The following is a 23,700-nucleotide window of genomic DNA, read 5'->3' as shown; positions in this document are numbered from 1 at the left end:
TCCCAACCTCACGTTTATTTTTTAGGGCCCGGCTTTTGTCCCTTTGGCATATGATAGCTGGTACGACCGACGATCAGCTTGGGACGTACCCTTTGCATCCACACAGGGGCTCTCCATAGTACATCTTTCATCCCTGTACCTACCAGTGGTGCCATCGGGGCTAAATAAGGAACGCCAAAAGATCTCAGGCTGACTAGATGAAGGAGGAGGGCTAAAGCACCCACCATTACACCGAAGAGTCCAAAAACTCCCCCTAGAATAAGCATAGGAAACCTCAGGAGACGATAAGCTAAGCCAAGGCTATATCCAGGAACAGCAAACGATGCGATGCCTGTCCCAGCTACCACAATAACAACCGGGGCCGTTACTAACCCTGCTTGAACAGCTGCTTCTCCTAAAACCAGGGCTCCTACAATACTAACGGCAGGACCGACTAGTTTGGGAAGTCGGATCCCCGCCTCTCGTAAGGATTCAAATATAATTTCCATCATTAGTGTTTCGATGATTGTAGGAAATGGGCTGGGTTCCCGGGCCGCTGCAAAACTTAAAAGAAGATTGAAAGGAACCATCTCAGGGTGATAAGAAATAATGGCTACATACACAGAAGGCAGAAATAAAGCAATCGTGAACAGCAAGTACCTTACCCAGCGAATAGCTGTCCCGTACATAAAACGCTCATAAGCATCTTCAGAGGCTTGCAGCCCTCCAAAGAAAGTAAAGGGAACCACTAAAACAAATGGCGTTCCATCTACGATAACCGCTGCTTTTCCTTCCAGTAAGGCAGAAACCACCGTATCAGGTCGCTCTGTATGTTGAACGGTCGGGAATGGAGAAAAGGGAGCATCCTCAATAAAGGCCTCAACATATCCAGACTCTAATATTCCATCAATTTTGATTCGCTCTACTCTCTTCTTTACTTCAGTAAGAACAGAAGGATTAATTAAACCATCAACATAAACGATGCCTATATCGGTTTGACTCAATTCTCCTAAGTTCATCATTTCAATCTTTAAACGAGGGGTCTTCAACCTTCTTCTGATAAGAGTAGTATTTACACGAAACGTTTCCGAAAATCCCTCTCTTGGCCCTCGGATGACTGATTCACCAGAAGGTTCTTCTAATGCCCGCTTGTCCCAGCCTTTGATATCTAAAGCCAATGCCGAATCGTGTCCCTCTGTTAAAACAATAGCGTTGGCCCTTACGATTTCTTTAGGTATTTGTTCGAAAGTAGAGAGCGTTTTAGATTGGCCCACGGAAATATTTAGCTGATCACTCCAAACCTTCGAATCCTCTACTTCCGAAGGATGGGGGTTACGCATAAGTCCTTTCAGTATATGTTCATCGAGAAGTTGCGAGCTAATCATCCCATCCATATAGACAACTAAAAATAAGGCTCCGTCTTGTCCTTTTACATAGCGAAAAACCACATCGGAACAATTTTTGAAAACTTCTTGAAGCTTCTCTTCATTCACCCTTAATTGTTTGCTTAAATTTTCCTTTGCCTGTTGATGCTCATCTTCAAGTTTTTTTAATTGTTTATGTTGAGAAGGTTTACCTTTTCCATGACGTTTGAATCTGAACATAACTACCTCCAAATACATATATACTTAGTTAATTTTAGTAGTCCCTGAAAAGTTATATCTCATACATAAAAGTAAATTACAGGATATCCGCTTATTTTCCTTAGATCAATTACTACTCCACGGAAATATTTAGTTGAACTTTTATCTTCAATATAAAGGGCGTTTACTGTATTACCTTAAGTGAGAAATTTAGTTATGATTTTAGACTGAATGAGGGACGGTGCTTTTTACGGTCCTAAAATTGATATTCACATAAAAGACGCTCTGAATAGGAGCCATCAATGGGCAACCGTACAGCTGGATTTTCAAATGCCAGAAAAATTCGATCTGGAATAGATTAATGAACATAATGAAAAAGTTCGTCCAGTGGTTATTCACCGGTCCGTGTTTGGATTCATTGGGATATAGAACTAAAGAAATTGAAGCTTTCTTAACAAAGGTAGGAATAGAGGATAAAACTAAAAATAAAAGCCTTTAATGGCAGTTATTGTACTTTATACCCTACTTACTCTTTAAGGACTCTACCCCATGTATCTTATAGAACACCTAATACAATTCTTCAGTTAACGAGGGGGCGATTTCGAAATTGGTGATTTCTTTATGTGAGGGGCCAGATTGTTAAGAAAAGAAAGGACTAAAAGGGTGTATATTGAATACCTAAGTAAGGAGGGATAATAATGAACCCAAAAATTGATATTGTAACAATTCCCGTCGGAAACTTAGACCTGTCCACCAGATTTTACAAAGAAGTGTTCGATCTTCCTGAAGATAAAATTTCATCGGGGGAAGATCATGTGGCTTTTTTTCTAGAAGGAGAAATGTCTTTGGTTTTATATGAGCGTTCAGGCTTCGCTCAGATGACTCAACAGCATGAAGACAATTTAAACACTTGTAGTGTTATTTTTAGCCACACTGCTAAAGATATTAAGGAGGTAAATTTCATTCTTTCACGTGCTGGCAAGGCAGGCGGCACGGTTACCAAAGAAGGCAATGCAGATGATTGGGGATATTATACAGGCCTTTTTAAAGATATAGACGGTTATACGTGGGAAGTAATGACTTGGCAAGAAACAGATAATATCTATACTATAGAAGTAAACAGAGAATACAGATATAAACCAGAAATTCTATTTAAAGCATGGACATCCCCCCAAGTACTCAAGGAGTTGTTTGGACTTACCGAGGTTGAAATGGACGTTCGTGTAGGGGGGAAATTTCGTTTAGCTACAAATAAAGTCGAGGCATTCCCAGGGATGCATACTGAATCTGGAGAATATCAGGTAATTGAACAAAATAAACGCATTGAAAAAAGCTGGATTTATGAAGGACCAATGTCACCTGACAAAACACTAAATTCAGAAATTATCTTAGAGTTCATTGAGACTCAACCCAACGTTACTAAAGTAGTTTTACAGGAAAGTAGCTCATCTTTATCAGATGTGGATAAGAGGAATCAAGCAAGAGATAAATGGACCTATGCGTTAGTGGAGATGAATGCTCTTCTAGGGTAAATATTTTCGTTATAACAATATTAAATTTAAGGTCTACTAAATGATACCTTGAATTCAAGTCATCAAGTAAAGGGAGCTTTTCTGGAATAAAGAATATGAAGGTGTGCAAAATAATCGTATAACTAAATCAAATAATAAAAGCAGGTAACTTTAACATGGAAGTTTGCCTGCTTTTTATTTGTGTATTTACAGTAATTTAGATTGCGTGTTTTATTCCTTGTCCTTATCCTCTAGCTCCTTAGATTTTCGTAGCAAATATTGAAAATAGCTTTCCAATTCCCGAATTTGCTCGGGCCCCATGGCCTTCCACTTTTCTAAATCGAAGAATGCGGCATCTTCAACCCCATATTTATCCATGAGCTTATTTATTTCATTGATAGTATCGTATTCATTTTTTTCAGGTTCTTTCACAGTAGTTTCAGATCTACCTAATAAATAATCAACGCTTACATCTAATGCATTAGCAAGACTAATAAGCATTTCATTTGAAGGTGTACTATAACCATTTTCATAGTTGCTGACTGTACCCTTTGTAGTTTTAATCTTATTTGCTAATTCACTCTGAGTAAGCCCTTTTGTTTTTCTTGAATATTTAAGTCTTTGTGAGAGCATTTTTAGGATCCTTTCACTTTTTCATGTACAAGATTATTGTACCATTTTTCTGCTTATTTATAGATATTTTTAACTAAAGTACAAGAAACTTGTTTTTTAGTGTTGACATACAAGAAACTTGTACATATACTTTAAGTACAAGTTATTCATACTAAGGAGGTGAAATAATGAAGAATAAACGTTTAAAAGAGGCAAGAGTTCAAGCTAACATGAGCCAAACTCAACTTTCAGAATGCCTGGGATATAAAGGAAAGCAAAGTGTGGCTAATTGGGAAAATGGATATTCAACTCCAACTCTCAAAGTAGCTATTTGTTTAGCAGAGGTTTTGGGAAAAGATGTCCATTTTTTGTTTGGCCATAAAGTACAAGATACTCATACAAATAGTTTGGGGAAATTAAAATCCAATCAAAGAAAGGAATTGATTTAATTGTTTGAAGCAAAATTACAACCCGAGGCTGAATTTAATAATAAAGTGTACGACATCTTTTATGACATTGCAAAAAAGGCGCAAGAAGATGTACACAAAGAAAATGAATTGCCTTATTTATTGGATCGTACGAAGCTAGCTGAATATGTTTTTAATGTTAGTGTACAATCATTGGATGCTCACATTTTGAAACGTAAAGACTTCCCTAAAGTTCATGTAGGAGGACGTACACTTTATCCTAAAGATTTAGTAATTAAATGGATTAGAGAACATGTTGATGTGACTAGTAATATTGCTCCGGAAAGAAACTTTGGTGTGATATAACTCTATGAATCTATGATAAGTCAACAAAATATAATTACTGGTACAAACCGAAGGGGTGAGTCCCATTAAATATAGTAAGTCTGCAGAGCTCATGAAGGAAATGAGGAAAAGAATAAATAAAACACAGCAGCAATTAGCAATAGATATGTTTCAGTCTAGAGAGTACATCTCAAAGCAAGAAGGGGGAGAACGAAAAATACCTCCAGTATCTACTAAATATTTTTTGGAAAAATACAACAATCCAAGGCTAGCACTTGAGGCAGTCAATGAATATATCGGGTGGGGGATTACGTACCTAGACGGTCAAAATGCCAAGAACGATAGATTCTTTTTACAATTAATATTACTGCAAGAGTTAGAAAGAGCGCTTGAAACAGTCTCTAAGGTTAAGTTGAAGGAAGATCTAGCTAGTACAAATTCTATGGAAAAACAAGATATCTATAAGTCAACTAAGGAAGTTGCTAAAATTGTGCATTTCTCAACCTTATATTTATCGATGGTATGTGAAACGTACGATATTAGCTGGTTGAAGATATGGAAAGACCATCATAATGATTTAAAATCAAAAGGCTATGTAGCTGGTAAATCGTAAAAGAGGTGAAAGAATGCAAGGCTGGCTGAAGCTTCATCGAAAGATACTTCATAGTGAAATCTTTGATAATGAAAAGATGTTAAAAATCTTTATCTATTGCTTAACGAAAGCAAGTCATAAAAATACTGAGTCAAGAGTGGGTAGGCAAAAAGTTCAACTTGAACCAGGACAATTTATATTTGGTCGTAAAAAGGCTGCTTCTGAATTGAACATGAATGAATCGACGGTTCGTGATTACTTAAAAATGTTAAAGGAAGATGATGTAATCACTATTCATTCCACCAACAAATATAGTGTCATAACCGTTGAAAACTGGGCAATTTATCAATCTAACGATGAAGATTACGCCAACAAAACAACAACAGATAACCAGCAAAAGAACAACACTTCGTCATCAGATAGACAGCAAAAAGACACATACAAGAATGGTAGAGAACTTAAAGAAGTTAAGAATGTAAAAGAATTTATTACTACAACTGCTTCTGAACGAATGGAATGTGAGGCCATTGAATTTTATCAAAACAACTTTGGCATTATAGGTCCTCAAATCTCAAAAGAAGTAATGAACTGGAGTGAGGACCTTGGAGATCCATTGGTGGTGGAAGCTATGAAGCGCTCCCTGGATCGTAATAAACCAACATGGGGGTACGTGAAAAGTATCCTTCAGTCCTGGATAAATAAAGGGATTCAAACAATAGAACAAGCAGAGGCTGAAGAAGTTGAATATAAAAACAGAAAGAGTAACAACGGAACATTCTCTAAAAGGCACTCCAATCAGGAAGTGGTGCCAGAATGGTTTAAAAGTCGTGAAGAGCAAGAAAAGGAGGATATAAGTAAACAACCTAGCGTCGATGATATTGCTCGAACCATTGAGTTATCGATTAAGTTAAATAGATCGAGAGAGAATATCCTTGATTCCATTAATCATCAGTATAATCTTTCTGAGGTAGATATTGCTTCTATTCGAGAAGGGAGATGTTCAGCTATCGATGTTTTATTAGAACACTTGAAGCTTAGAGTGGTTGGAAACATAAACTGAGGAGGTAGTACTATGGCGAAACTAAATAAAGAGCACTTTGCTTATTATGATATTGCTTCACAAGCTGCCAATGTTAAAACCTTTGAAGGAAAAAGGTATGATGTGCACGGTATTTGGGCAATAGATCGACATGGAGCAACTGAAAAACTTGCCAGTATCTATTATCGAATTCGAACTGTAAAGAATGACCGGTTTAAAACCATTGCTAAACGAAAAAATCCTAAGAGTGAGCTTATGCCCGTCAAATAAATGTAACGATTTTAATACGTGCTTAAATAATAGCACTTATTGAACATTGAAAACTACATATCTACGTTAGGAAAAGAAAGGTCACAGAACTTTCCTGGCTGTCGATAATCGTTCGGTGCGTGGCACGTGAAACGCATCTAGTGACCAGATAAGCGTTGTATCAATGATGGTTTTTCTATTTGAAGTGAGGATACTGCCGATGAAACTTTTAATAGTAAAACCTAGATACATAAAGTTCTTCGTATATGCTAGAAACGTTGTGCATTGCAGATTTGATTAATATAGTGGGTCTGCATAGGGTTGATTGTATCTAGCCAAAAACAATCACTTATATAATAAGGATTCTTTTCCAAGATGTGGATTTATATTTAAGTAGGTGTTAGAATCGTTATACAGTTCACTCGAGAAGGGAATGGTCTGATGAAAAAGTATTGGATCAGTGGTTTCTCTGGTTTAATATTGGCAATCATTCTTGTAGGTTGTGGAGCTCAAGGAGCCACAGGTCAAGTAGAGTCTTTATCACCAGAAGAAATGAGAAGTCACATTGAAGAAAATGATACAGCCTTTATATTACTTAATAATACGGAGGATAAGGAAGATCGGGCAGAAAAGATTGAATTAGTTGAAGAAAAGATTAATTCGATTAGTGTGAAAGAAATAAATGCTAAGTCTTCAGCGATGCTAGATAATAATTTAAAGCCAGACGACTTAGGGTTAAAGGGCATCCAGTTTGAGACTTTGGGCTTTTATGAGGATGGAAAATTAGAAGACTATGTTTCCTTAAGAAGTGTTGATTTTCCTTCAGAAGATAGTAAGGAAAAAGCTTTGCAAGAATTTATTGACGATAATGCATCATAACGGAAGTGATCTTTAATTGATCGCTTCTTTTTTTATGCGCAAAATTCTTTAAAGGAGGTGATAACAATGGGAGCGACGAATCGTGAACTAAAACAATCGAAGGACTTGGTACAAACGCTGTTAACTATTCAAGACCAATCTTACAATGATTGGCTACATGAAAAACACCAAGAGTACATTCAAGAGAATCAGGACGTTGTTATGAAATCTTTGCTGCATTATAAAGGGATGGATGAAGAAAAAGAAAACGAAAAATTTTAAGAGGAGTGTATCTATAATGAAGTTTCTAACTGATTATTACATGGTTTCTGCTATTAGTAATCTTCAATCTACGGGTGCTTCAATACTAACAGCTATGCAGTTGCTTGGTATTATTTCAGCTGCCATTGCTTTTGGAATTGGAGCTTATCATCTTATTTGGGGAGGCGTTCGAGGTCGTCAGAGTTCTATTGTTTGGTTTATTGGTGGTGCAGTAGGTCTTGTGGTTCTAATGGGAGCTACAGCTATTGCTCAATACATTGATAGCCAGGTAGTTTTTTAAAGGAGCGATATGCGAATGAGAGTATTATTCACGTTGAAGTTAGACGGAGAGATTGCCAGTTTTCACCCTTACTCTTTTGAAGAAGTCGTAGAAAAGACAGCAGATCTTGATAAGAAATGGAAGAAAAAGAATGCGCAACCGGTACATCTCGATTTTATGCTATCAAATGAAGAGGGAGATAAACTGTATAGTGGGACGTATGTTGTTGGATCGGAAGATACCACAAACATTTACGACCATATCTGTCAGAAGCTTGTGCAGCTCCCCATGAGAAATCATCAACATGAAACGGAAAGGGACATTCTCCTGCAACAATTAACATCCCATACGCCGACGAATTATCAAATGGATGTTACGGAATTAGTGAAAAAGAATACGGAGAAATCCTCTACATGGAATCGAACGAGTAAACGTGGAAAGGTTCTTGCTATTTCTTTGGTAAGTTTGCTTGTCCTAACCATTACGATTTCAATTGCGTTAGCCGTATTGGTAAGTGGCCATGCGAAGGCATTAAATAGCGCGAATGGAGAGCTGACAGAGGTAAGAACAATGAAACAAGCATACGAAACAGCGTTGAAGGGGGATAGGGATGAAGCTGTGAACCATTTGAAAGATAAAGAAGAACTAAGTGAATCTGAACAAAAATCCCTGATTTACATGCTAGTTTCAGAAAAGAAGTATAAGGAAGCTCTCAAGTATGCAGAAAAGAAAACAGCTTCATTCCTAGCTAGTCAAGTGATGGACATCCACGGAATGGATGAAACCAAGGAATTTCAAAAATCTCACCCAAGTCCAGTCGGCGCTTTTGAGGTAGCTTTCCACACAGAGGAGTATGAAAAAGCGATCAACGTCGAGAAGTTGCCAATGTCAGCTGAACTTTATAAGGAAAAAGGGATGGCCTACTTGAGACTAGATCAACTAGAAGAAGCGAAGAAAATGGCTAGTGAGGCTAAAAATGATGATTTGAATGAAAAAATCAATGAATATGAAGAGTTGGAAGAACAGTTAAAGAAACTGAACAGTCAAATAGAAACCGAGAAACAATCAGATAATGAAGACCAAGATAAAATCGATGCTTTAGAAGGAGAAAAAGACGAATTCAAAACTCAACAAAATAATATATAGGAGGGCGATTATTTTGAAATCGATCATCGCTAAAAAGCAGGTGCTTATCCCATTAAGCATCTGTTTTTTTATGGTGACGATGCTTGTGGCCACATTTATTTGGAATCTAGGGTTGGCCATGTGGTCGACCTTACAAACATTTCCGGAATTTAACCAGCCGTTAGTGATTGAAGCATCGTATTTCACAGATTTTCATGTGAAGGACCAGCCGTATTTCTACGGATTGGCGGCTTTACTAAGTCTCCTCGGTATCGCTCATATGATTTATAAACTTCGCAGTAACTTTAGTCCAGTGGGAACGGATGAAAAAGGATCCCAGCGATTTGCTACAAGGAAAGAAATTCACCAACAATACAAAGCTATCCCTGATCGGAGTCAATCCTATCCTGGACAAGGGGGTCCCGTATTAGCTCGCAAAGGAGAGAGCGCATATATTGATCCGTCACCCGTCAATAACTTGATTATTGGGACAACACGAAGTGGGAAAGGACAAACGTATGTGATTCCCACAATCGATGCCTATTCTCGGGCGGAGAAACCGCCATCTTTAGTGATGAACGATCCCAAAGGGGAACTGTTTGCTTCTAGCCGTGAAACCCTTGAAAAACGAGGGTATGAAGTAGAAGTTCTTAACTTAATGAATCCTATGCAAAGCATGAGCTTTAACTTGCTAGAACTAGTCAAACAATCCTATCAAGATGGTGATTATTCGACAGCTCAAACACTATGTGAAACGATCACTCACATGCTCTATCACAATCCACAAGCGAAAGAGCCTATGTGGGATGACTCAGCTAAATCTCTTGTAAATGCGATGATCCTTGCGATTACAGAGAAGAGCATATCAGAAGGAACAGAAGAAAAAATCACGATGTACACCGTTGCTAATATGTTATCTGAATTAGGAACGAAAAATGACATCGATGAAGATGGTCAAGAATATAACGCGCTGGATCAATATTTCCAAAGCTTACCTCAATCACATGTAGCGAAAGAGCAGTATGCGACGAGTAATTTCTCTAAAGGAAATACACGATCCAGCATTTTTACAACGGCAATGAATGGGTTAACGAAGTTTACGATGAGCGAAACCGCTAAGATGACAGCGAAGAACTCGTTAGATTTGAAGAAAGTAGGCTTTGGTCAATTTATTAAAGGCCAAGGTTCTCCCTTTTCAAAAGTATTTGTCACATTCCCTGATGGTGTGAAAGAAACCAATCAATCAGGAGAGAGTGGAACCTGGACGATTAACTTTTCATCGAAGTTGAAACCAGGGGACATCTTAACTGTTGAGCAAGATAAAGAACCCGTTTCTTCTAAGCAAAGACGGAATCAAACGAAAGATGAAAAGGAAAATTATGAAGAAAAGCAGGGAAGTGAATTGATGATTACGGTGAAGGAAGTTAATGAGGATACGGGAGAGGTTCACTTTTCCTCCTCTTCTCTTTCCGAAAGTGAAATTAGAGTGGAACGGATTACTTACTTCACGAAACCTATAGCTATCTTCATGGTTACCCCGGATTACGATACATCGACTCATGCGATACCTTCTATTTTTGTAAGCCAGTTGTATTATGTGTTATCCAAAAATGCAGCCATAGCAAAGGGGCAGAAATGCTTGCGTGAAGTGGTTTTTATGCTGGACGAATTCGGTAATATGCCGGCGATAGCCGATATGGACAATAAAATAACTGTTTGTCTGGGAAGAAATATACGTTTTCACTTAGTTGTTCAATCCTATGCTCAATTAAAGGATCTGTACGGGGAAGATGGACAGGCTACGATTCGAGGGAATTGTGGGAATGAGATTTATATCCTCAGTGCCGATTATGATTCGGCCTCTTCTTTCTCATCTAAATTAGGGAAAAGGACATTGAATACGCAAACACGGTCAGGCTCCACTTTCTCTTTAGATAAGTCGAAAACAGAAAGTACGGAAGGCAGAGATCTTCTAACAGCGAACGAACTTCAAGAATTAGAGGAAGGAGATACGGTAGTCCGTCGTGTATTAATGAGGCGAGATAAGAAGGGGAGAAAAATACGAGCATTTCCAATATACAATACCGGTAAACACAGTATGAAGTATGCTCACACTTATTTAAGTCAGTATTTTGATACGAGCCGGTCCATCACTGAAGAAGAAATACACACCCCACACCGTTATATTAATCCAAAAGAGTTAGTCATTGATTTTTATAACCATTCCGTTCCAGTCACGGAGAAGGAAAACAACGTGGAAAAGGCATCTGGTGAAGCTGAAAATGGTCCGTTTGTTGAAGATAGTGAAAGAAGAGAACCCTGGAAAGAACAAAAGGTAGGAGAATTTTTTGATAAGAGCACCCTTCATATGGTTCATCAACACGTGGCACCCCTTTTACATCATAGTAAGGAAGAGATGGATCAGGAGCCAATGGAGGTCTTCCTTTACCTTATTAAACTTTTAGGAGATGGGCAGGAAATCAATCGTCAAGTGTATGGTCATATCCGGAAACAGATTGACAAATTAAAAAAACAGCAAGAGGATCTGCCAAAAGAAATGATTCAAGGTGAGTAATGCTTGAAAGGGGGTGAAACGATGTCTGATGAAGAGCTATTAGAGAAATTGCTGGAGTTTTCAGAGGTTTTGTCAACGAATAATATTTTTATATCGGGCTTACGGATCATGGGCTGGGGGATTATATTATTTCTGAAGATGATCGTAGATAGCCTAGAAGGCATGGTCGACAGTGTCTTATCGTTAACAGATTTCTTCTTAAGTGAACCAGTCCAAAATTTTCTAGATACCATTCAACCTGTGCTTTACGTACTGTTAGCTATTTCATTAGCGATGATCGGTTTTCGTTTGATTTTTAACAAAGAGAAAAATCGTGCCGATCTACCAATGAACCTTTTTATCTCCGTGATGACTATTAGTCTACTGACGTTTGGTATGGGACAAGTCAATGATTTTACTGGGGATGCAGTGAATGTAGCCCAGGTGAACACTGACTCCTTTACAACTTCCGACCGAGTGATGACCGACTATATTACGGATATCGCCGTTTACGATGAAACAGGATGGGAAAGCCCAGATGTTGAAAACCAACATCATGTTAGTCCCAACTCTATAGATAAAATTTCTATAAACGAGACCATTACCAGGGAGTTTAAAAAGGCGAATGGCGATCAACTTTCCTCTGAAGGAAAAGAGATAATAATGAATAAAGTTGGCCTAGAGTCCAACGGGGAAGAAGGGTTAGTTGAGTTAGGCAAAAGTGGTTTATTTGACTTCTTGCCTGAAAATTATTACCGATGGCATGTCGATTGGTTTACAGCCATCGTGACACTTGGAGTCATGGCTTTTACGATGATTCTCATATCCATTAAAATCGCCAAGTTATGTTTTGAACTTGGATTTAATCACATTGTGGCTCTTATTATGGCTTATGCCGACATCTCGACAGGGCAACGATTAAAAGCGATCATCAAGAATATTGGTAGTATTTTTGCTTCGCTTATTATGATTTTCTTGAGTTTGCGGGTGTATATGTATTACACCACCTTTATTGGTGAAAATCTTGAAGGAATAGGTTATTTAGTGGCATTGATTGCTGGGAGTCTAGCTGTAATTGATGGACCGAATATCGTTCAGAAGCTCTTTGGCATAGATGCTGGATTGAAGAACGCTTGGCATGTGGCTATGGGGGGTTACTTAGCATCGAAAACGTTAGGTCCACCTGCAAAGAAAGCAGCCGGCGCTATCGCTAGTGGAGGAGCTAGTGCCGTTATGAATACGGGAGCTGGGGCAGCAGGAGCTGTTGCAGGAATGGCAGGAAGTAAAACAAAAGGGAAGTCACAGGGATCTGAACAAAATAAGCAAACGGCTAGTCCTACAAAGAGTAACAGAACTCAGGAGGAGAGACAGAAAAAGCATGAACCTAGTCCAATGGATTCCTCCCAGAGAGGCCGTTCACCTTCTCGTAAAGGGTCCACTTTATCTGGGACATCCATGAATTCTACTCCTCAAGAAATGAGCAAAGAAAAGCAGCAACCTTCCTCTTATTCAAATAACCATCAGCTTTCACATGATGAAGGGAGTCAAGGGAAGCAACAAGCAAGTGCTACTAAGGGAAAGAGAGAAAATAAAAACTCAGGGTCCAATGGAAAGCCTTTAGAACAAACAGAACAGAACCCTAATCATGATGTTCAGAAAGATCAAGGAACCACACCATCACATCAAAAAGCTCCAACAACTACAGATGAGATACCGATGCCTAATCAGCACAGAACGGAGCAGAGAACCATTAGTCAATACGTCAGGGACCAAGCTAAGGAAAGCATTCAAACTAACAGAAAGGTACAGGGGGCTAAGCGAACGTACAATTTATCACGAAATACCACGGAAAACTGGAAAAATAAAATCAAGAAACGCGGACAGGGATCTTAACTTTGTTCGCGTTTTTATTTTGAGAAAGGAGATATGAACCTTGCAGTACAAAATTCCTTCCGAGATTGGAAGTGAACTTAAAATCAATCGGCTGTTTTACCTTACCGATTTACTTGTAGTTTTAATTCTCGGAGGGATTGGCTTTACTTTTCGATATGTGGTTCATCCCTCTTTGGTTTGGTACTACGTGATCTTTTGGATTTTGTTAATGGTGGCTTGGTTGATACGTCCGAGAACCAACCCCAAGCTGCGGATGGCGAAAGTGTTGCTTTTAGCTGTCAGCCGCGATCGAGTGACCTATTGCGCCGTAGATACAGAAGAAAAAAGAGAAAGGAGAATTCTAAATGCCTGGAAAAGAAAATGAAAATGCTTGGTTCATCGAAGATACCGAAGAGCAACAAGCGCTCTTCGACGAACGAGCCAAGCGAAGAAAAAAACATAAAACACCTAAGGCTCGAAAGAAAAAAAGAGAGGCGGTCAAAGCTTCTATGGCAGACATCCTCCCGATTCAAGATATGACGCCGGATGGATCCTTTGAACTTCAAGAAAACAAAGGGTACATGGACGTGATGCAGCTGCAAAGTAAGGATATTTACTCTCCATCTACGCAAGAAACGGAATACGACATTATGATGATGGCTAAATTCTTCCAATCCTATGCTCACGACATTAAGGTTGTCTCTATGAATTTTCCAGTGGATATGCAAAAGCAATTAGACGCGATCGATCTTAAAATTGCCCAAAACACAGCCCCTTTATATGAACGATTCTTAATTAAGAAAAGGGATGAATTGAAGTTCTTAGAAACTCATCGAACCAACCGGGAGTTTTATTTATATATTTACGCCTCGAGCCTTAAGCAGCTATCGGAGTACCGCAATAACTGTCGTCGGTATCTTGGACGAGTTACACCCATCATTGAATTAACTGATGAAAAGAAGCTTGATTTAATTTATAAGCTCAACAATCAGAATACCAAATTGGAAAAAAGGGGGTAGAACGATTGTTTTCTTTCCTTAAAACGAAAAACGATGAAGAGGAAACCAAGTCTCGTGGATACAATCCCTACTTATTAGCCCATGTACAACCTCAGGGTGGCATTCATTTTCAGGAATCCTTTATTCGCAAAGGTGATGGTTTTGAAGCTTGTGTCCATGTCTATACCTTCCCGAAAAACGTGTCGGACTTTTGGTTGGAACCCATTTTTAATATGGAAAGTGTGATTACCACCATGGATATCGTATCCGATGATCGTTACAAAGTACGTGATGGATTAAATAAAGGGATGGCCGAACAAAGCTCCCGCATCATCAATGAGAAAGATAACGCAGGGATCATCGAGGCACAAAATAATTACGATGATTTACGAGAGCTTTATAATCAGGTATCCGAAGAGGGGGAGATTGTTAAGCGTGTTCATCTTCGCCATTACGTCAGCGCTCCTACAAAAGCTGAGTTAGAGGATAAAGTGAAAGCTGTACTATCCAACTTGCAAGATGAAAATTTCCGAGGATCCATTTTCTTAAATGAACAGGAGTATGAATGGCAATCCCTTCTATCAAACTATACCGATCAATCCACTTATCGGAACAAACGGGAAGGACAGCCGATTCCAGCATTAGGCTTAGCTGGTGGTTTTCCTTTTCATTTTACGAGTCTTAATGATCCCTACGGTACCTTTTACGGCACCACGTTAACTGGAGGCAATGTAGTCTTTGATTTATTCCATCGGGATAAGCAGCGTAAAAGTTATAACGGGGTCATGGTCGGAGCGATGGGGGCCGGAAAATCTACTACACTCAAGAAAATCATGCTCGACAATGCAATTAAAGGGTATAAGGTTCGAACGTTTGACGTAACAGGGGAATTCGCCGAATTAACCGAAGCTCTAGGAGGAAAACAAATTGCCTTAGATGGGTCGGATGGGGTCATTAATCCCTTACAGGTCTATCGAACAGCTGAAGATGAGTACACGTCCTTTACCCAGCATTTATCGAAGTTGACCACGTTTTATAAATTCTTAGCTCCAGAAGCTACAGATAGTGAACTGAAAGAGTACGAGAATCTATTAAGGAAGCTTTATGAAAAGACAGGGCTTTGGAGAGATGAGGAAGACTCGAACATTACGAAACGATCGGTGAATGATTATCCTATATTTACAGATTTCCTGAAATTTATTGAAGATCAACTTTATGAAAATATCGAGGAAGGAAAGCAATGGGAGAAGGTGAGCCAGGAGAGAAAACGACGGCTGGAAAGTATTGAATTGAACATTCGTAACCTCGTGGAAACTTACGCTCACTTGTTCAATGGAGCTTCAACGATTGAACACTTTGATGCTCAACAAGTAGTTACCTTTACGCTGCGGGGGCTATCCCAAATGCGTGCGGAGGTATTTCAAGCGCAGCTATTTAATGTGCTGAATCTCCTCTGGGATTCGATGCTAACGAATGGAGCCCCACAGTTCGATGCGTATGATCGAGGGGAACTCGCGTTTGAAGATGCGGTTCGCTATCTTATCTTAATGGACGAAGCTCATCACATTATCAACACAAAAAAGAAAAGCGAAAGTGCGCTAGACTTCCTTACCAAGTTTAGTCGAGAGGCACGAAAATATTTTGGCGGTTTGCTTTATGCAAGTCATACCATTCGTGACTTTGTGCCGGAGGGTTCTGACCAAAGTATGGTAGAAGAAATTAAGAAACTTTTTGAACTGACTCAGTACAAAATTATCATGCAGCAGGATAGCAACAACCTAGAGATGATGCAGCAAATATTTACCGGACAACTGAGCCAAAGTGAGCTTCAAGATATCCCTTATCTTCAAACAGGAGAGACCATGCTAAGTATTCGTGCTGTGGAAAATATTCGCTTTAAAGTTGAAGTTTCTGATGAGGAACTAGCTTTGTTTGGAGGAGGTGCATAAGGATGCCTTGGTCCCTTCTCCTAGGCCTAGTACCTCGGAAAGTCTGGCTATGGTTAATAGGGATCGCTTTGATTCTTTTTATCCTTCAAACGGTCTTGTTTGCTTCAGCCATTACGACCTTAATTGGATTTGAGAAGAGTGATTCTAGTGAAGATGTTCAATCGATTGATGACGTAAATGGAACGGCTCAAGTCTCTGCTCAACTTGAAAATTATCGCCCTCTATTTGAAGAGTATGCAGCCGAGTACGGAGTTTCCGATTATGTTGAACTCCTGTTAGCCAAAACGATGCAGGAGTCAGGTGGACGTCTTGACGACGTAATGCAAGCCTCTGAATCTCTTGGTCTACCACCGAATACCATTGAAGACCCAGAACGAAGTATTAAAGTAGGGATTCGCTATTTTGCAGACATGTTAGAGAAAGCTGGTGGAGATGTGAAGCTTACCCTTCAAGCGTACAACTTTGGAGGAGGGTTTATTGACTATGCTGACAATCACAATGATGGAGAATACAGCAAGGAGTTAGCGATTGAATTCTCTCAGATGAAATATCAAGAATTGAAGCATACGGGCATGTACTCATGCGTCCGCCCGGAGTCTGCAGAAACAGGTGCTTGTTATGGAGATATTGGTTATGTGGATGCCGTTTTAGGTTACCTAGAAGGCGGGGTTATTGACTCGGATATTGAGCCCACTGAAGAGTGGGGTATGCCTATTTCAGGAGCTCTTACCCAAACATCGGATTACGGGATGCGCTCGGATCCATTTGATGGAACGTCCACTATGCATCGGGGCATCGACTTTGCCTGTACCAACGCTGTCACCCCTATTCAAAGCGTAGATAACGGTGAAGTTGTTGAAGTGGAAAGAAGTAATTCAGGTTATGGAAAGAACGTTCTCGTTAAACATGAAGAAGGACTCTATAGTCTCTATGCTCATTTGTATACGATTAGTGTACAGAATGGGGAGGTCCTTCAAAAAGGAGCAGAAATCGGCAAGTGTGGGTCGACCGGAAATTCAACAGGTCCCCACTTACACTTTGAAGTGATGACCAAAAACCAATATGGATCTGATGTGGATCCAGCTCCTTATCTGGGTCTATAAGAAGGGGGATACTCAATGAATAATCGATTCCTTTTTGGTTTGCTTTTGTTCTCTTTGGTAGCAACGACCGTATTTAATGTGTACGTCGCAGGTACTCCTTCCAAGGACGACATGCAGGCTGAAATTAGAAGTCTTGAAGTAGAAAAACAGCAAGCCTTAGAAGAGAAAAATGAATTAAAACACACGCTAAAGGAAGAGGATCCAGCTGAGATTCAAAAGCAACATAAAGCTTTAGAAAAGGACGTTTCTGCTTTTATAGAAACAGCTTTTGTGCAAAACAAAGAAACGTATCAGGACCGAAAAAAGAATGCTAAAAATATTATGAGTGACGAGTTAGTAAACACCTTCTTTCCTACCGATGTGTATAAAGGGGAAACGGAAACGAGTGTAGATGACGTCGAAGTATTTATTAAAACCGGCAACCTTGGCAGTAATCATGCCCAAGTCATTGTAAGGCTGGAGCACACCCTTCACTCTTTAGAAAATGATCAAAGCCAAGTGTCTCCTGTCTTCATAGAAGTGAACGTTCAACGCCAGAAAGATCAATGGATTATAACAGATTTTAAAGAAGTCAGGGAGGAGAGAAATGAATGAAAAAACCAACCAATGTCCTAGCAGAAGGAACCACAAGAAAATATTTAATTGGGTTAAGCGCCATGGCTGTGGCGCTTCTTTTTTTCTTATTTTCCGAATTTTTATTTGGAGATGAAGATCAATCTGAAATCCAACAAACCCCTTTGGATGAACCACTACATTTGCGAGGTGCAGGAGACTTAGTGGTTGAGGAATGGACCTATAACCCTTCGAAGAATCTTATGATTGTAACATTGAATGTAAATAAATCGACCTCCATTTTAAACGATACGTTGAGCTTTGTGGCTCAAGAGAAAGAACATCCTAATCGTGAACTTCCAACCCATGTCGAGTATCACGATGAACGTCGGTATGTGGTTAGTATCCAACAGGTAAGTCCTTCCTTTGATGTCATGGCTTTAGATATTACGAAGGAAAAAAACGAACACTTTGCTCTGGAGACTGAAGAACAACCTTCACTGAAAGAAGGTGAGGAAAAAGAGGAGCTAGCACGGATCTATACCGATCAACGAGAGGTACAACATGACCAAACATTGAGTATACAAACGGAGCAGGAATATGAAGTAGCTGCTATATCTCAAGACATTAAACAAGCACAGCAAGAGGTTGTCGATAAGGAAGATCAAATTCAAAAAAACGATGATCAATTAAAAGAAATGGAGCAGGAAATGGTTGAGTTAGAGTCTCAACAAATGTATGAAACAGAAGAAGAGAAGGAGCAAACAACGGCACGTATTGATCAATTAGAAAATGAAGTTGATCGACTTCAAAGAGAAACCACTGAACACGAAACAACAATTCAAACGCTACAAGAAAAGATCAAGATGCTGAAAGAAAAACGAGAGATGATGGAAAGTTAAAGTCAGTAATAAAAAGAGAAAGCATCAACACAAGGGACACACACCTCCTGTGCAGGGACCACACATCACGGTGAAAACACGAATGATTGTTCCTATTTTAGCCACACAGCGACCGCACATCTGGAGATTTTCTTGTTCCCTCGTTTTGCCCGGCTCTGCCGGGATTCACACGCCAAGTGGGAACAAAAACCCCTTATGCTCTTCTCTTTATTCACTAGTTTTAGGGACTTCAACAAAAGGAGTGATATTAATGGAAGTAAGAATTCGTTATATGGATCCAAAAGCTGTTCAACGAATTGACGAACTTGCAGAAGAAAAAGGATTAAGTCGGCAGGAATTTTTACATGCTCAGTTGCATCAATTAGCTGTCTTTCGAGAAGAGAACCATCGTGAACAAAGACTCCAGCAATTAGTCGATCGCAACATTCAAACGATGGCTCATTGTTATACAGCGATTCGAGAAATGAATGATCTCTTACAGATTGAAGAACCAGGTGAAGAAGCATGAGTGAAACCGTAACACCTGGAGTGGTTTTAAAAACAAAATTCGTGACCGCAAATAAAAAAGGATTCCAAGATTATGTGCAATACGTAGATCGTGAAGAGGCCAAAGGAAAGGGGGATGCTAATCGGTCCATGTTTAGTTTATATAATCACTATATGGACGATCCGGATAAAACATCTGCCTTGTTTACTCAGCAATCGGATCGTTTATCGGTGGAAGGAAAACAGGGCATTAAATCTTTGTTTGAACAAGCTCAAAAGAAGAACAGTATCATGTGGCAGGACGTCATTACCTTTGATAATGATTGGCTTCAAAAACAAGGTGTTTATGATTCCAAGACACACACCTTAGATGAAGAAGCTTTGAAGCAAGTAACAAGGAAATCTATGCAGGCCATGATGAAAAAAGAGGGGTTGCAAAAGAGTGCTGTATGGTCGGCGGCTATTCACTATAACACCGAAAACATTCATATTCATGTGGCTACAGTCGAACCCAACCCGACTCGTGACCGTGGAAAGCGAAAACCGAAAACATTAGACGCGATGAAAAGTGAAGTCGTGAATGGATTGTTAGATCGAACCCAAGAACGAAATCAAATTAACACGTTGATTCGTGACTACATGGTTAATGAAAAGAAAGAAAATAGCAGCATGAAATGGAGCAATAGAGAAATGAAACCTTTGTTCCTCGACGTATATAATCACTTGCCAAAGGATAAGCGACAGTGGCACTATGGCTATCAAACGCTGAATCCTATTCGTCCGAAGATTGATGAACTAACGACAAGATATTTAGGTAAGTACCATGGCAAAGATATGAAGCAGCTGCATGATCAATTGGATCAAGAAGTGACCGAATTAAAACGGGCCTATGGAGATGGACCTAAGGATAAGAGACGCTACCAGCATTACAAACAAAACAAGTTGGATGATCTCTATAAACGAATGGGCAATGCGTTCTTACAAGAAATGAAGCGTTATGATCGCCAGCAATATACTAGACAAACTACACACACAAATGCCTCTTATAAGTCCATGCCATCAGGAATTGAACTGCAACGTTCCTTGAGAAGCATTCAACGTTCGATGGGACAAACCTATGATCAGTTTATCAATGACTTGGATCATCAGAAGTTGGAACGAAAAATCGAAAGAGAAGGGTAGGGGTATATAAATGGGAAGGCGGCAAAATGTTACGCTCCATGAAGAAACGATAGCATTAATTAAAGAGTATCAGGAACAGCATCATATTCGTTATCCTGGTGAAGCTTTAGACCGCATGATTGAGGAGTGGGAATCGCAGAACGCGACAGACAATTCTCAAGAATATCTCCTAAGTTTAATGGCGCAACGTTTTCAAGAAGTGTTTTCTGAAGAGATGAAACGGTTACGGTTAGCAGCCAACCGAAGCGATAAAAATACACAGGTCCTTCTTGAATTAATGAATGGTTTCGCGATGGATCAGAACTTAGAAAGTTGTGTTACGACACCAATTTTTGAGAGCCCAGCGATGAAGGATGCTAAACAAGCGGTGGAAGAAAGGATCAGTCATCAGCGTCAAAAGAGAATAAGTGTCGGAGAGACTCAACCAGCATCAAGCTAATGGTATGCATGAGTAATTATCCAACAAAGGAGTCGAAGGAATGCTTATGTTTAATAGCAATTATGAAGTAGGTGTGTTTAAGCGTTTAAGTGAAAATAATGAGCTCGTGATGGAGGTGGGCCAGGAGGAATATACCTTAACGTTGAGTGATCTGGAAATGGTTGATCTTGAACAGCATTTAGTGAATCAAGAGAACCTACTCATTCCCTTTCATAAGAAAACAAAGGAACTGATATTAAATACAGAACCCAATTACGATGAGGAAGGAATGGAAGAGCTCATGAACATCAGTGAGGGAGCTGGGGATCATGGCGAAGACTAAACGATCCTATAAACAGAAATCACCAGAAAAGGTCAAAGAGGAGATCAATCAACTGACTGAGGGAATGGAAAAAAGCATTTCAAACCATTTTCATTCTCCTTCACAAATGAAAGAGTATCTAGACTTTATGGGGAAGTTCCATCGGTATTCCCCACGTAATACAGCACTCATTGATTCACAGTTTCCAGGAGCCGAAGCTATAGGTTCCTACGCCTTCTGGAAAGATAAAGGGTTCTCCGTAAACAAAGGTGAAAAAAGTCTAAAGGTTCTCGTGCCCAATCGGTTAGGGCAGCAGTTCCAAGATGAAGAGGGCGAATGGAAACCTTTGAAATATGCAACGAAAACAGAAAAGCAACAAGTCAAAGACGGTCAACTCGATAAGCGAGATGGCCGTCTTGTTTATTCTACCGGAAGTGTGTTCGATGTTTCGCAGACAACAGCAACTCAAAAAGATCTGCCTCAAATTTTTCCAAACAAATGGATTGATGGGGAGGTTGAAAACTATGGTCAGCTTCGACAAGGGATGGAGTCTATAGCCGAAAAAAATAATATTCAAATTGTAGAGCCTTATGAAGAGTTAGGAGCAGCCAAAGGCGTAAGTTACACCGGGCGAGATGAAGTCGCTCTTAATCCGCGTAACTCTGAGCGACAAGATACAAAAACTCTGCTGCATGAACTGACTCATGCCAAGCTTCATACAAAGGAAAATATAAATGACTACACCAAACCGGAGAAAGAATTTCAGGCGGAAATGACAGCTTATACGGTTGCTTCTTATTTCAATATTGATACCAGTGACTACTCTTTAGACTATTTGCATCACTGGACCAAGGACCATGAATTTAAAGACCACGAAAGCCTGTTACAAGAAGTTCAGTTAACAGCTAAAGAATTTATTACAACCATTGAAGAATCTATGGACCAAGAAAAGGAAGGGGAGAAAACCATGAGTGTAAAACAACCAAAACATGAAATGGAAGAGGAGAAACAAGAAGTGGAGATGTTACCTTCAGAAAAACTTAGAGATATGTACCGAAGCCAAGTGAGTAAGGCTGAAAAGGATAACGGGCCTTTTGTTAAGGAAGAAAAGAGCGAAGAGGAATATTCTCATCAAGATTTCAAAAATGCTTATAAAAAGGAGCTCATGAACTTTATTGAACCAACCGTCGGAAAAGAATTGGATAAAGAAGAAAATTCTGATCGGCAAGAACGTCTAAATCTGATGCGTGCTTTTCAAGAGACTCACAGCAAAGAAGATGTGTACCAGCTTAAGAAGGAATCTCTTCAAGAATTAAAAGAACTACCATTGACCGATCGTGGGGAGCAGCGACTATCTCAAATCGAAAGTAAGCTGGATCGAGAATTTCATGGAGAGAAAGAAAAAGAAAGCACCACTTCAAAAATGAAGAATGGAAATGAGGATAAGAAGGCGTTTCATCAGAAGGAAAAGCAAAAAGAAAAAATAGAGGTTGAACGATAGGCAGGGAGTTTTCTCCCTGTCTTTTTTTATATCTAATTTTAGAGAGGAGGAAGTGCTGCATGGCCAAACATGTAAGCGCGGACCAAGTGGAAGTTGCTCGTAATGCGGATCTCATAGACTATCTGGAGCGTAAAGGGGAGCCATTGAAGAAAGAGGGACGATATTACCGACATCAAGTGCATGACAGCTTAGTGATTAAAGACCAAATGTATGCCTGGAACTCCAGAGACGAAAAAGGAGCTGGAGTCATTAACTTCGCCAAAATGTTTTATGGAATGAGCTTTCCAGAAGCTGTTTTAGATCTGAATGCACATGGTTGCAAGGTGAAAAACAACGTCCAAGAAAAGCAATCAGAGGAGCCATATCAATATCCTTCTCATTATGAAGTGAACGATAAGAGAAAAGCGAAAAATTATCTTACGAATGAACGAAAGATTCATCCTAAGATTGTTAATTGGCTCGATAGTAAGGATTTGATTGCGCAGGATAAGCTCGGTAATGTGGTTTTTAAGTGGAAACAGCAGGGAGAGGTCGTTGGTGCGGATCGACAAGGAACCTCTCCTATGAAAGATGGACGAATGTTTAAAGGTATTGATAGGAACAGTCATGGTTCTGCTGGGTTTTCGGTTGATATCGGTAAGCCGAATTCCATTTACCTGTTTGAAAGTCCAATTGATGCAATGTCTTATTGGAGTATTAAGAAAGAAAAGCTGCAGAACACTCGGTTAGTTTCCATGTCTGGGCTTAAACGGCAGACCATGATTGATGAAATAAAACGAATGGGGAAGGATGGTCATAAGGTGAAGCACATAACCTTCTGTACGGATAATGATAAGGCGGGGAGGGAGTTTGCTAATAAGTATCAAAGAATGATGAGTGAAAAAGTATCCAAAGTTACCTTACCGATTAATAAAGACTGGAATGATGAATTAAAAAACTGTAACATAAAAAACAGTAGAAGCTATAATGTTTACATGCGCGAGCATTGATGAATCACACAATAAGGAGATTTTATAAGAT

26 protein-coding genes and 1 pseudogene are annotated in these 23,700 nt (G+C 39.5%); 25 read left to right on the top strand and 2 right to left on the bottom strand.

Annotation, left to right across the window (positions count from 1 at the left end; translation table 11 throughout):
* Positions 1–14: 14 nt before the first annotated feature.
* Positions 15–1,583 carry a spore germination protein gene (locus LF822_RS17775; RefSeq protein ID WP_253925415.1) on the bottom strand — a complete coding sequence of 523 codons (1,569 nt, stop codon included), beginning with the start codon at positions 1,581–1,583 and terminating at the stop codon, positions 15–17.
* A 216-nt stretch (positions 1,584–1,799) separates the two neighbouring features.
* Here LF822_RS17775 and LF822_RS23170 point away from each other — a divergent pair.
* A pseudogene (locus tag LF822_RS23170) lies at positions 1,800–1,982 on the top strand (aminoacyl--tRNA ligase-related protein); the annotation flags it as partial.
* 278 nt (positions 1,983–2,260) lie between these two features.
* Positions 2,261–3,094, top strand: coding sequence for an SRPBCC domain-containing protein (locus tag LF822_RS17770; protein WP_253925414.1), 834 nt, complete (start codon positions 2,261–2,263; stop codon positions 3,092–3,094).
* Positions 3,095–3,304: 210 nt separating this feature from the next.
* Here the strand turns inward: LF822_RS17770 and LF822_RS17765 are convergent, their stop codons facing one another.
* Positions 3,305–3,706, bottom strand: a complete 402-nt coding sequence (locus LF822_RS17765) for a helix-turn-helix domain-containing protein (RefSeq protein WP_253925413.1) — start codon at positions 3,704–3,706, stop codon at positions 3,305–3,307.
* A 167-nt stretch (positions 3,707–3,873) separates the two neighbouring features.
* On the opposite strand from LF822_RS17765, the gene LF822_RS17760 reads away from it, so the two are divergent.
* The 23 genes from LF822_RS17760 to LF822_RS17650 all read left to right on the top strand — a co-directional run bounded on the left by LF822_RS17760 (position 3,874) and on the right by LF822_RS17650 (position 23,669).
* The gene (locus LF822_RS17760) at positions 3,874–4,134 is read left to right on the top strand and encodes a helix-turn-helix transcriptional regulator (protein ID WP_253925412.1); all 261 of its coding nucleotides are present in this window, start codon (positions 3,874–3,876) and stop codon (positions 4,132–4,134) included.
* On the top strand, positions 4,135–4,458 hold the full coding sequence (locus tag LF822_RS17755; RefSeq protein ID WP_253925411.1) for a helix-turn-helix domain-containing protein: 324 nt from the start codon (positions 4,135–4,137) through the stop codon (positions 4,456–4,458). It begins immediately after the preceding gene.
* A gap of 100 nt (positions 4,459–4,558) precedes the next feature.
* Positions 4,559–5,050 (top strand): XRE family transcriptional regulator, encoded by a 492-nt coding sequence (locus tag LF822_RS17750; protein WP_253925410.1) that lies wholly within the window; start codon positions 4,559–4,561, stop codon positions 5,048–5,050.
* Positions 5,051–5,063: 13 nt separating this feature from the next.
* Positions 5,064–6,089 carry a DnaD domain-containing protein gene (locus LF822_RS17745; protein ID WP_253925409.1) on the top strand — a complete coding sequence of 342 codons (1,026 nt, stop codon included), beginning with the start codon at positions 5,064–5,066 and terminating at the stop codon, positions 6,087–6,089.
* 12 nt (positions 6,090–6,101) lie between these two features.
* The gene (locus LF822_RS17740; RefSeq protein WP_253925408.1) at positions 6,102–6,338 is read left to right on the top strand and encodes a hypothetical protein; all 237 of its coding nucleotides are present in this window, start codon (positions 6,102–6,104) and stop codon (positions 6,336–6,338) included.
* 420 nt (positions 6,339–6,758) lie between these two features.
* Positions 6,759–7,196, top strand: a complete 438-nt coding sequence (locus LF822_RS17735) for a hypothetical protein (RefSeq protein ID WP_253925407.1) — start codon at positions 6,759–6,761, stop codon at positions 7,194–7,196.
* Between the two features lie 66 nt (positions 7,197–7,262).
* Positions 7,263–7,457, top strand: coding sequence for a hypothetical protein (locus LF822_RS17730; RefSeq protein WP_253925406.1), 195 nt, complete (start codon positions 7,263–7,265; stop codon positions 7,455–7,457).
* Positions 7,458–7,473: 16 nt separating this feature from the next.
* On the top strand, positions 7,474–7,737 hold the full coding sequence (locus LF822_RS17725) for a hypothetical protein (protein WP_253925405.1): 264 nt from the start codon (positions 7,474–7,476) through the stop codon (positions 7,735–7,737).
* Positions 7,738–7,752: 15 nt separating this feature from the next.
* Positions 7,753–8,862, top strand: coding sequence for a hypothetical protein (locus LF822_RS17720; RefSeq protein WP_253925404.1), 1,110 nt, complete (start codon positions 7,753–7,755; stop codon positions 8,860–8,862).
* Positions 8,863–8,875: 13 nt separating this feature from the next.
* Entirely contained in the window at positions 8,876–11,416 is a 2,541-nt protein-coding gene (locus LF822_RS17715; RefSeq protein WP_253925403.1) for a VirD4-like conjugal transfer protein, CD1115 family, read from the top strand.
* A gap of 21 nt (positions 11,417–11,437) precedes the next feature.
* The gene (locus LF822_RS17710; protein WP_253925402.1) at positions 11,438–13,288 is read left to right on the top strand and encodes a pLS20_p028 family conjugation system transmembrane protein; all 1,851 of its coding nucleotides are present in this window, start codon (positions 11,438–11,440) and stop codon (positions 13,286–13,288) included.
* Positions 13,289–13,328: 40 nt separating this feature from the next.
* Positions 13,329–13,652, top strand: coding sequence for a DUF5592 family protein (locus LF822_RS17705; protein WP_253925401.1), 324 nt, complete (start codon positions 13,329–13,331; stop codon positions 13,650–13,652).
* Positions 13,633–14,286: a hypothetical protein gene (locus LF822_RS17700; RefSeq protein ID WP_253925400.1), complete on the top strand. Its 654-nt coding sequence runs from the start codon at positions 13,633–13,635 to the stop codon at positions 14,284–14,286. The genes LF822_RS17705 and LF822_RS17700 overlap by 20 nt, the downstream gene beginning before the upstream one ends.
* Before the next feature lie 5 nt (positions 14,287–14,291).
* The gene (locus LF822_RS17695) at positions 14,292–16,214 is read left to right on the top strand and encodes a VirB4 family type IV secretion system protein (protein ID WP_253925399.1); all 1,923 of its coding nucleotides are present in this window, start codon (positions 14,292–14,294) and stop codon (positions 16,212–16,214) included.
* Between the two features lie 2 nt (positions 16,215–16,216).
* Complete coding sequence (locus tag LF822_RS17690) at positions 16,217–17,317, top strand: lysozyme family protein (protein WP_253925398.1); 1,101 nt, start codon at positions 16,217–16,219, stop codon at positions 17,315–17,317.
* 15 nt (positions 17,318–17,332) lie between these two features.
* Entirely contained in the window at positions 17,333–17,911 is a 579-nt protein-coding gene (locus LF822_RS17685) for a hypothetical protein (protein WP_253925397.1), read from the top strand.
* Positions 17,908–18,771, top strand: coding sequence for a hypothetical protein (locus LF822_RS17680; RefSeq protein WP_253925396.1), 864 nt, complete (start codon positions 17,908–17,910; stop codon positions 18,769–18,771). Before LF822_RS17685 ends, LF822_RS17680 begins: the two co-directional genes overlap by 4 nt.
* A 250-nt stretch (positions 18,772–19,021) precedes the next feature.
* Entirely contained in the window at positions 19,022–19,279 is a 258-nt protein-coding gene (locus LF822_RS17675; RefSeq protein ID WP_253925395.1) for a hypothetical protein, read from the top strand.
* Positions 19,276–20,439 carry a MobP2 family relaxase gene (mobP2, locus tag LF822_RS17670; RefSeq protein ID WP_253925394.1) on the top strand — a complete coding sequence of 388 codons (1,164 nt, stop codon included), beginning with the start codon at positions 19,276–19,278 and terminating at the stop codon, positions 20,437–20,439. The genes LF822_RS17675 and mobP2 overlap by 4 nt, the downstream gene beginning before the upstream one ends.
* A 10-nt stretch (positions 20,440–20,449) precedes the next feature.
* Positions 20,450–20,878: a hypothetical protein gene (locus LF822_RS17665; protein WP_253925393.1), complete on the top strand. Its 429-nt coding sequence runs from the start codon at positions 20,450–20,452 to the stop codon at positions 20,876–20,878.
* Between the two features lie 40 nt (positions 20,879–20,918).
* A complete protein-coding gene (locus LF822_RS17660; RefSeq protein WP_253925392.1) occupies positions 20,919–21,200 on the top strand; it encodes a hypothetical protein in 282 nt (93 codons plus the stop codon).
* Positions 21,187–22,680: an ImmA/IrrE family metallo-endopeptidase gene (locus LF822_RS17655; protein WP_253925391.1), complete on the top strand. Its 1,494-nt coding sequence runs from the start codon at positions 21,187–21,189 to the stop codon at positions 22,678–22,680. The genes LF822_RS17660 and LF822_RS17655 overlap by 14 nt, the downstream gene beginning before the upstream one ends.
* A 59-nt stretch (positions 22,681–22,739) precedes the next feature.
* Entirely contained in the window at positions 22,740–23,669 is a 930-nt protein-coding gene (locus LF822_RS17650) for a toprim domain-containing protein (RefSeq protein ID WP_253925390.1), read from the top strand.
* The last annotated feature ends 31 nt before the right edge of the window (positions 23,670–23,700 follow it).

The organism is Halobacillus sp. A5 (genome assembly GCF_024189315.1).
GTDB lineage: Bacteria > Bacillota > Bacilli > Bacillales > Halobacillaceae > Halobacillus_A.
Note: the sequence above shows the minus strand (reverse complement) of the source record. Positions and strands in the feature narration are given on the sequence as shown.

Bases quoted from the DNA above. Each gene is read 5' to 3' on its own strand.
- LF822_RS17775 (WP_253925415.1), bottom strand. From the start codon at position 1,583: ATGTTCAGATTCAAACGTCATGGAAAAGGTAAACCTTCTCAACATAAA.
- LF822_RS17770 (WP_253925414.1), top strand. From the start codon at position 2,261: ATGAACCCAAAAATTGATATTGTAACAATTCCCGTCGGAAACTTAGAC.
- LF822_RS17765 (WP_253925413.1), bottom strand. From the start codon at position 3,706: ATGCTCTCACAAAGACTTAAATATTCAAGAAAAACAAAAGGGCTTACT.
- LF822_RS17760 (WP_253925412.1), top strand. From the start codon at position 3,874: ATGAAGAATAAACGTTTAAAAGAGGCAAGAGTTCAAGCTAACATGAGC.
- LF822_RS17750 (WP_253925410.1), top strand. From the start codon at position 4,559: ATGAGGAAAAGAATAAATAAAACACAGCAGCAATTAGCAATAGATATG.
- LF822_RS17745 (WP_253925409.1), top strand. From the start codon at position 5,064: ATGCAAGGCTGGCTGAAGCTTCATCGAAAGATACTTCATAGTGAAATC.
- LF822_RS17740 (WP_253925408.1), top strand. From the start codon at position 6,102: ATGGCGAAACTAAATAAAGAGCACTTTGCTTATTATGATATTGCTTCA.
- LF822_RS17735 (WP_253925407.1), top strand. From the start codon at position 6,759: ATGAAAAAGTATTGGATCAGTGGTTTCTCTGGTTTAATATTGGCAATC.
- LF822_RS17730 (WP_253925406.1), top strand. From the start codon at position 7,263: ATGGGAGCGACGAATCGTGAACTAAAACAATCGAAGGACTTGGTACAA.
- LF822_RS17725 (WP_253925405.1), top strand. From the start codon at position 7,474: ATGAAGTTTCTAACTGATTATTACATGGTTTCTGCTATTAGTAATCTT.
- LF822_RS17720 (WP_253925404.1), top strand. From the start codon at position 7,753: ATGAGAGTATTATTCACGTTGAAGTTAGACGGAGAGATTGCCAGTTTT.
- LF822_RS17710 (WP_253925402.1), top strand. From the start codon at position 11,438: ATGTCTGATGAAGAGCTATTAGAGAAATTGCTGGAGTTTTCAGAGGTT.
- LF822_RS17700 (WP_253925400.1), top strand. From the start codon at position 13,633: ATGCCTGGAAAAGAAAATGAAAATGCTTGGTTCATCGAAGATACCGAA.
- LF822_RS17690 (WP_253925398.1), top strand. From the start codon at position 16,217: ATGCCTTGGTCCCTTCTCCTAGGCCTAGTACCTCGGAAAGTCTGGCTA.
- LF822_RS17685 (WP_253925397.1), top strand. From the start codon at position 17,333: ATGAATAATCGATTCCTTTTTGGTTTGCTTTTGTTCTCTTTGGTAGCA.
- LF822_RS17680 (WP_253925396.1), top strand. From the start codon at position 17,908: ATGAAAAAACCAACCAATGTCCTAGCAGAAGGAACCACAAGAAAATAT.
- LF822_RS17675 (WP_253925395.1), top strand. From the start codon at position 19,022: ATGGAAGTAAGAATTCGTTATATGGATCCAAAAGCTGTTCAACGAATT.
- mobP2 (WP_253925394.1), top strand. From the start codon at position 19,276: ATGAGTGAAACCGTAACACCTGGAGTGGTTTTAAAAACAAAATTCGTG.
- LF822_RS17665 (WP_253925393.1), top strand. From the start codon at position 20,450: ATGGGAAGGCGGCAAAATGTTACGCTCCATGAAGAAACGATAGCATTA.
- LF822_RS17660 (WP_253925392.1), top strand. From the start codon at position 20,919: ATGCTTATGTTTAATAGCAATTATGAAGTAGGTGTGTTTAAGCGTTTA.
- LF822_RS17655 (WP_253925391.1), top strand. From the start codon at position 21,187: ATGGCGAAGACTAAACGATCCTATAAACAGAAATCACCAGAAAAGGTC.
- LF822_RS17650 (WP_253925390.1), top strand. From the start codon at position 22,740: ATGGCCAAACATGTAAGCGCGGACCAAGTGGAAGTTGCTCGTAATGCG.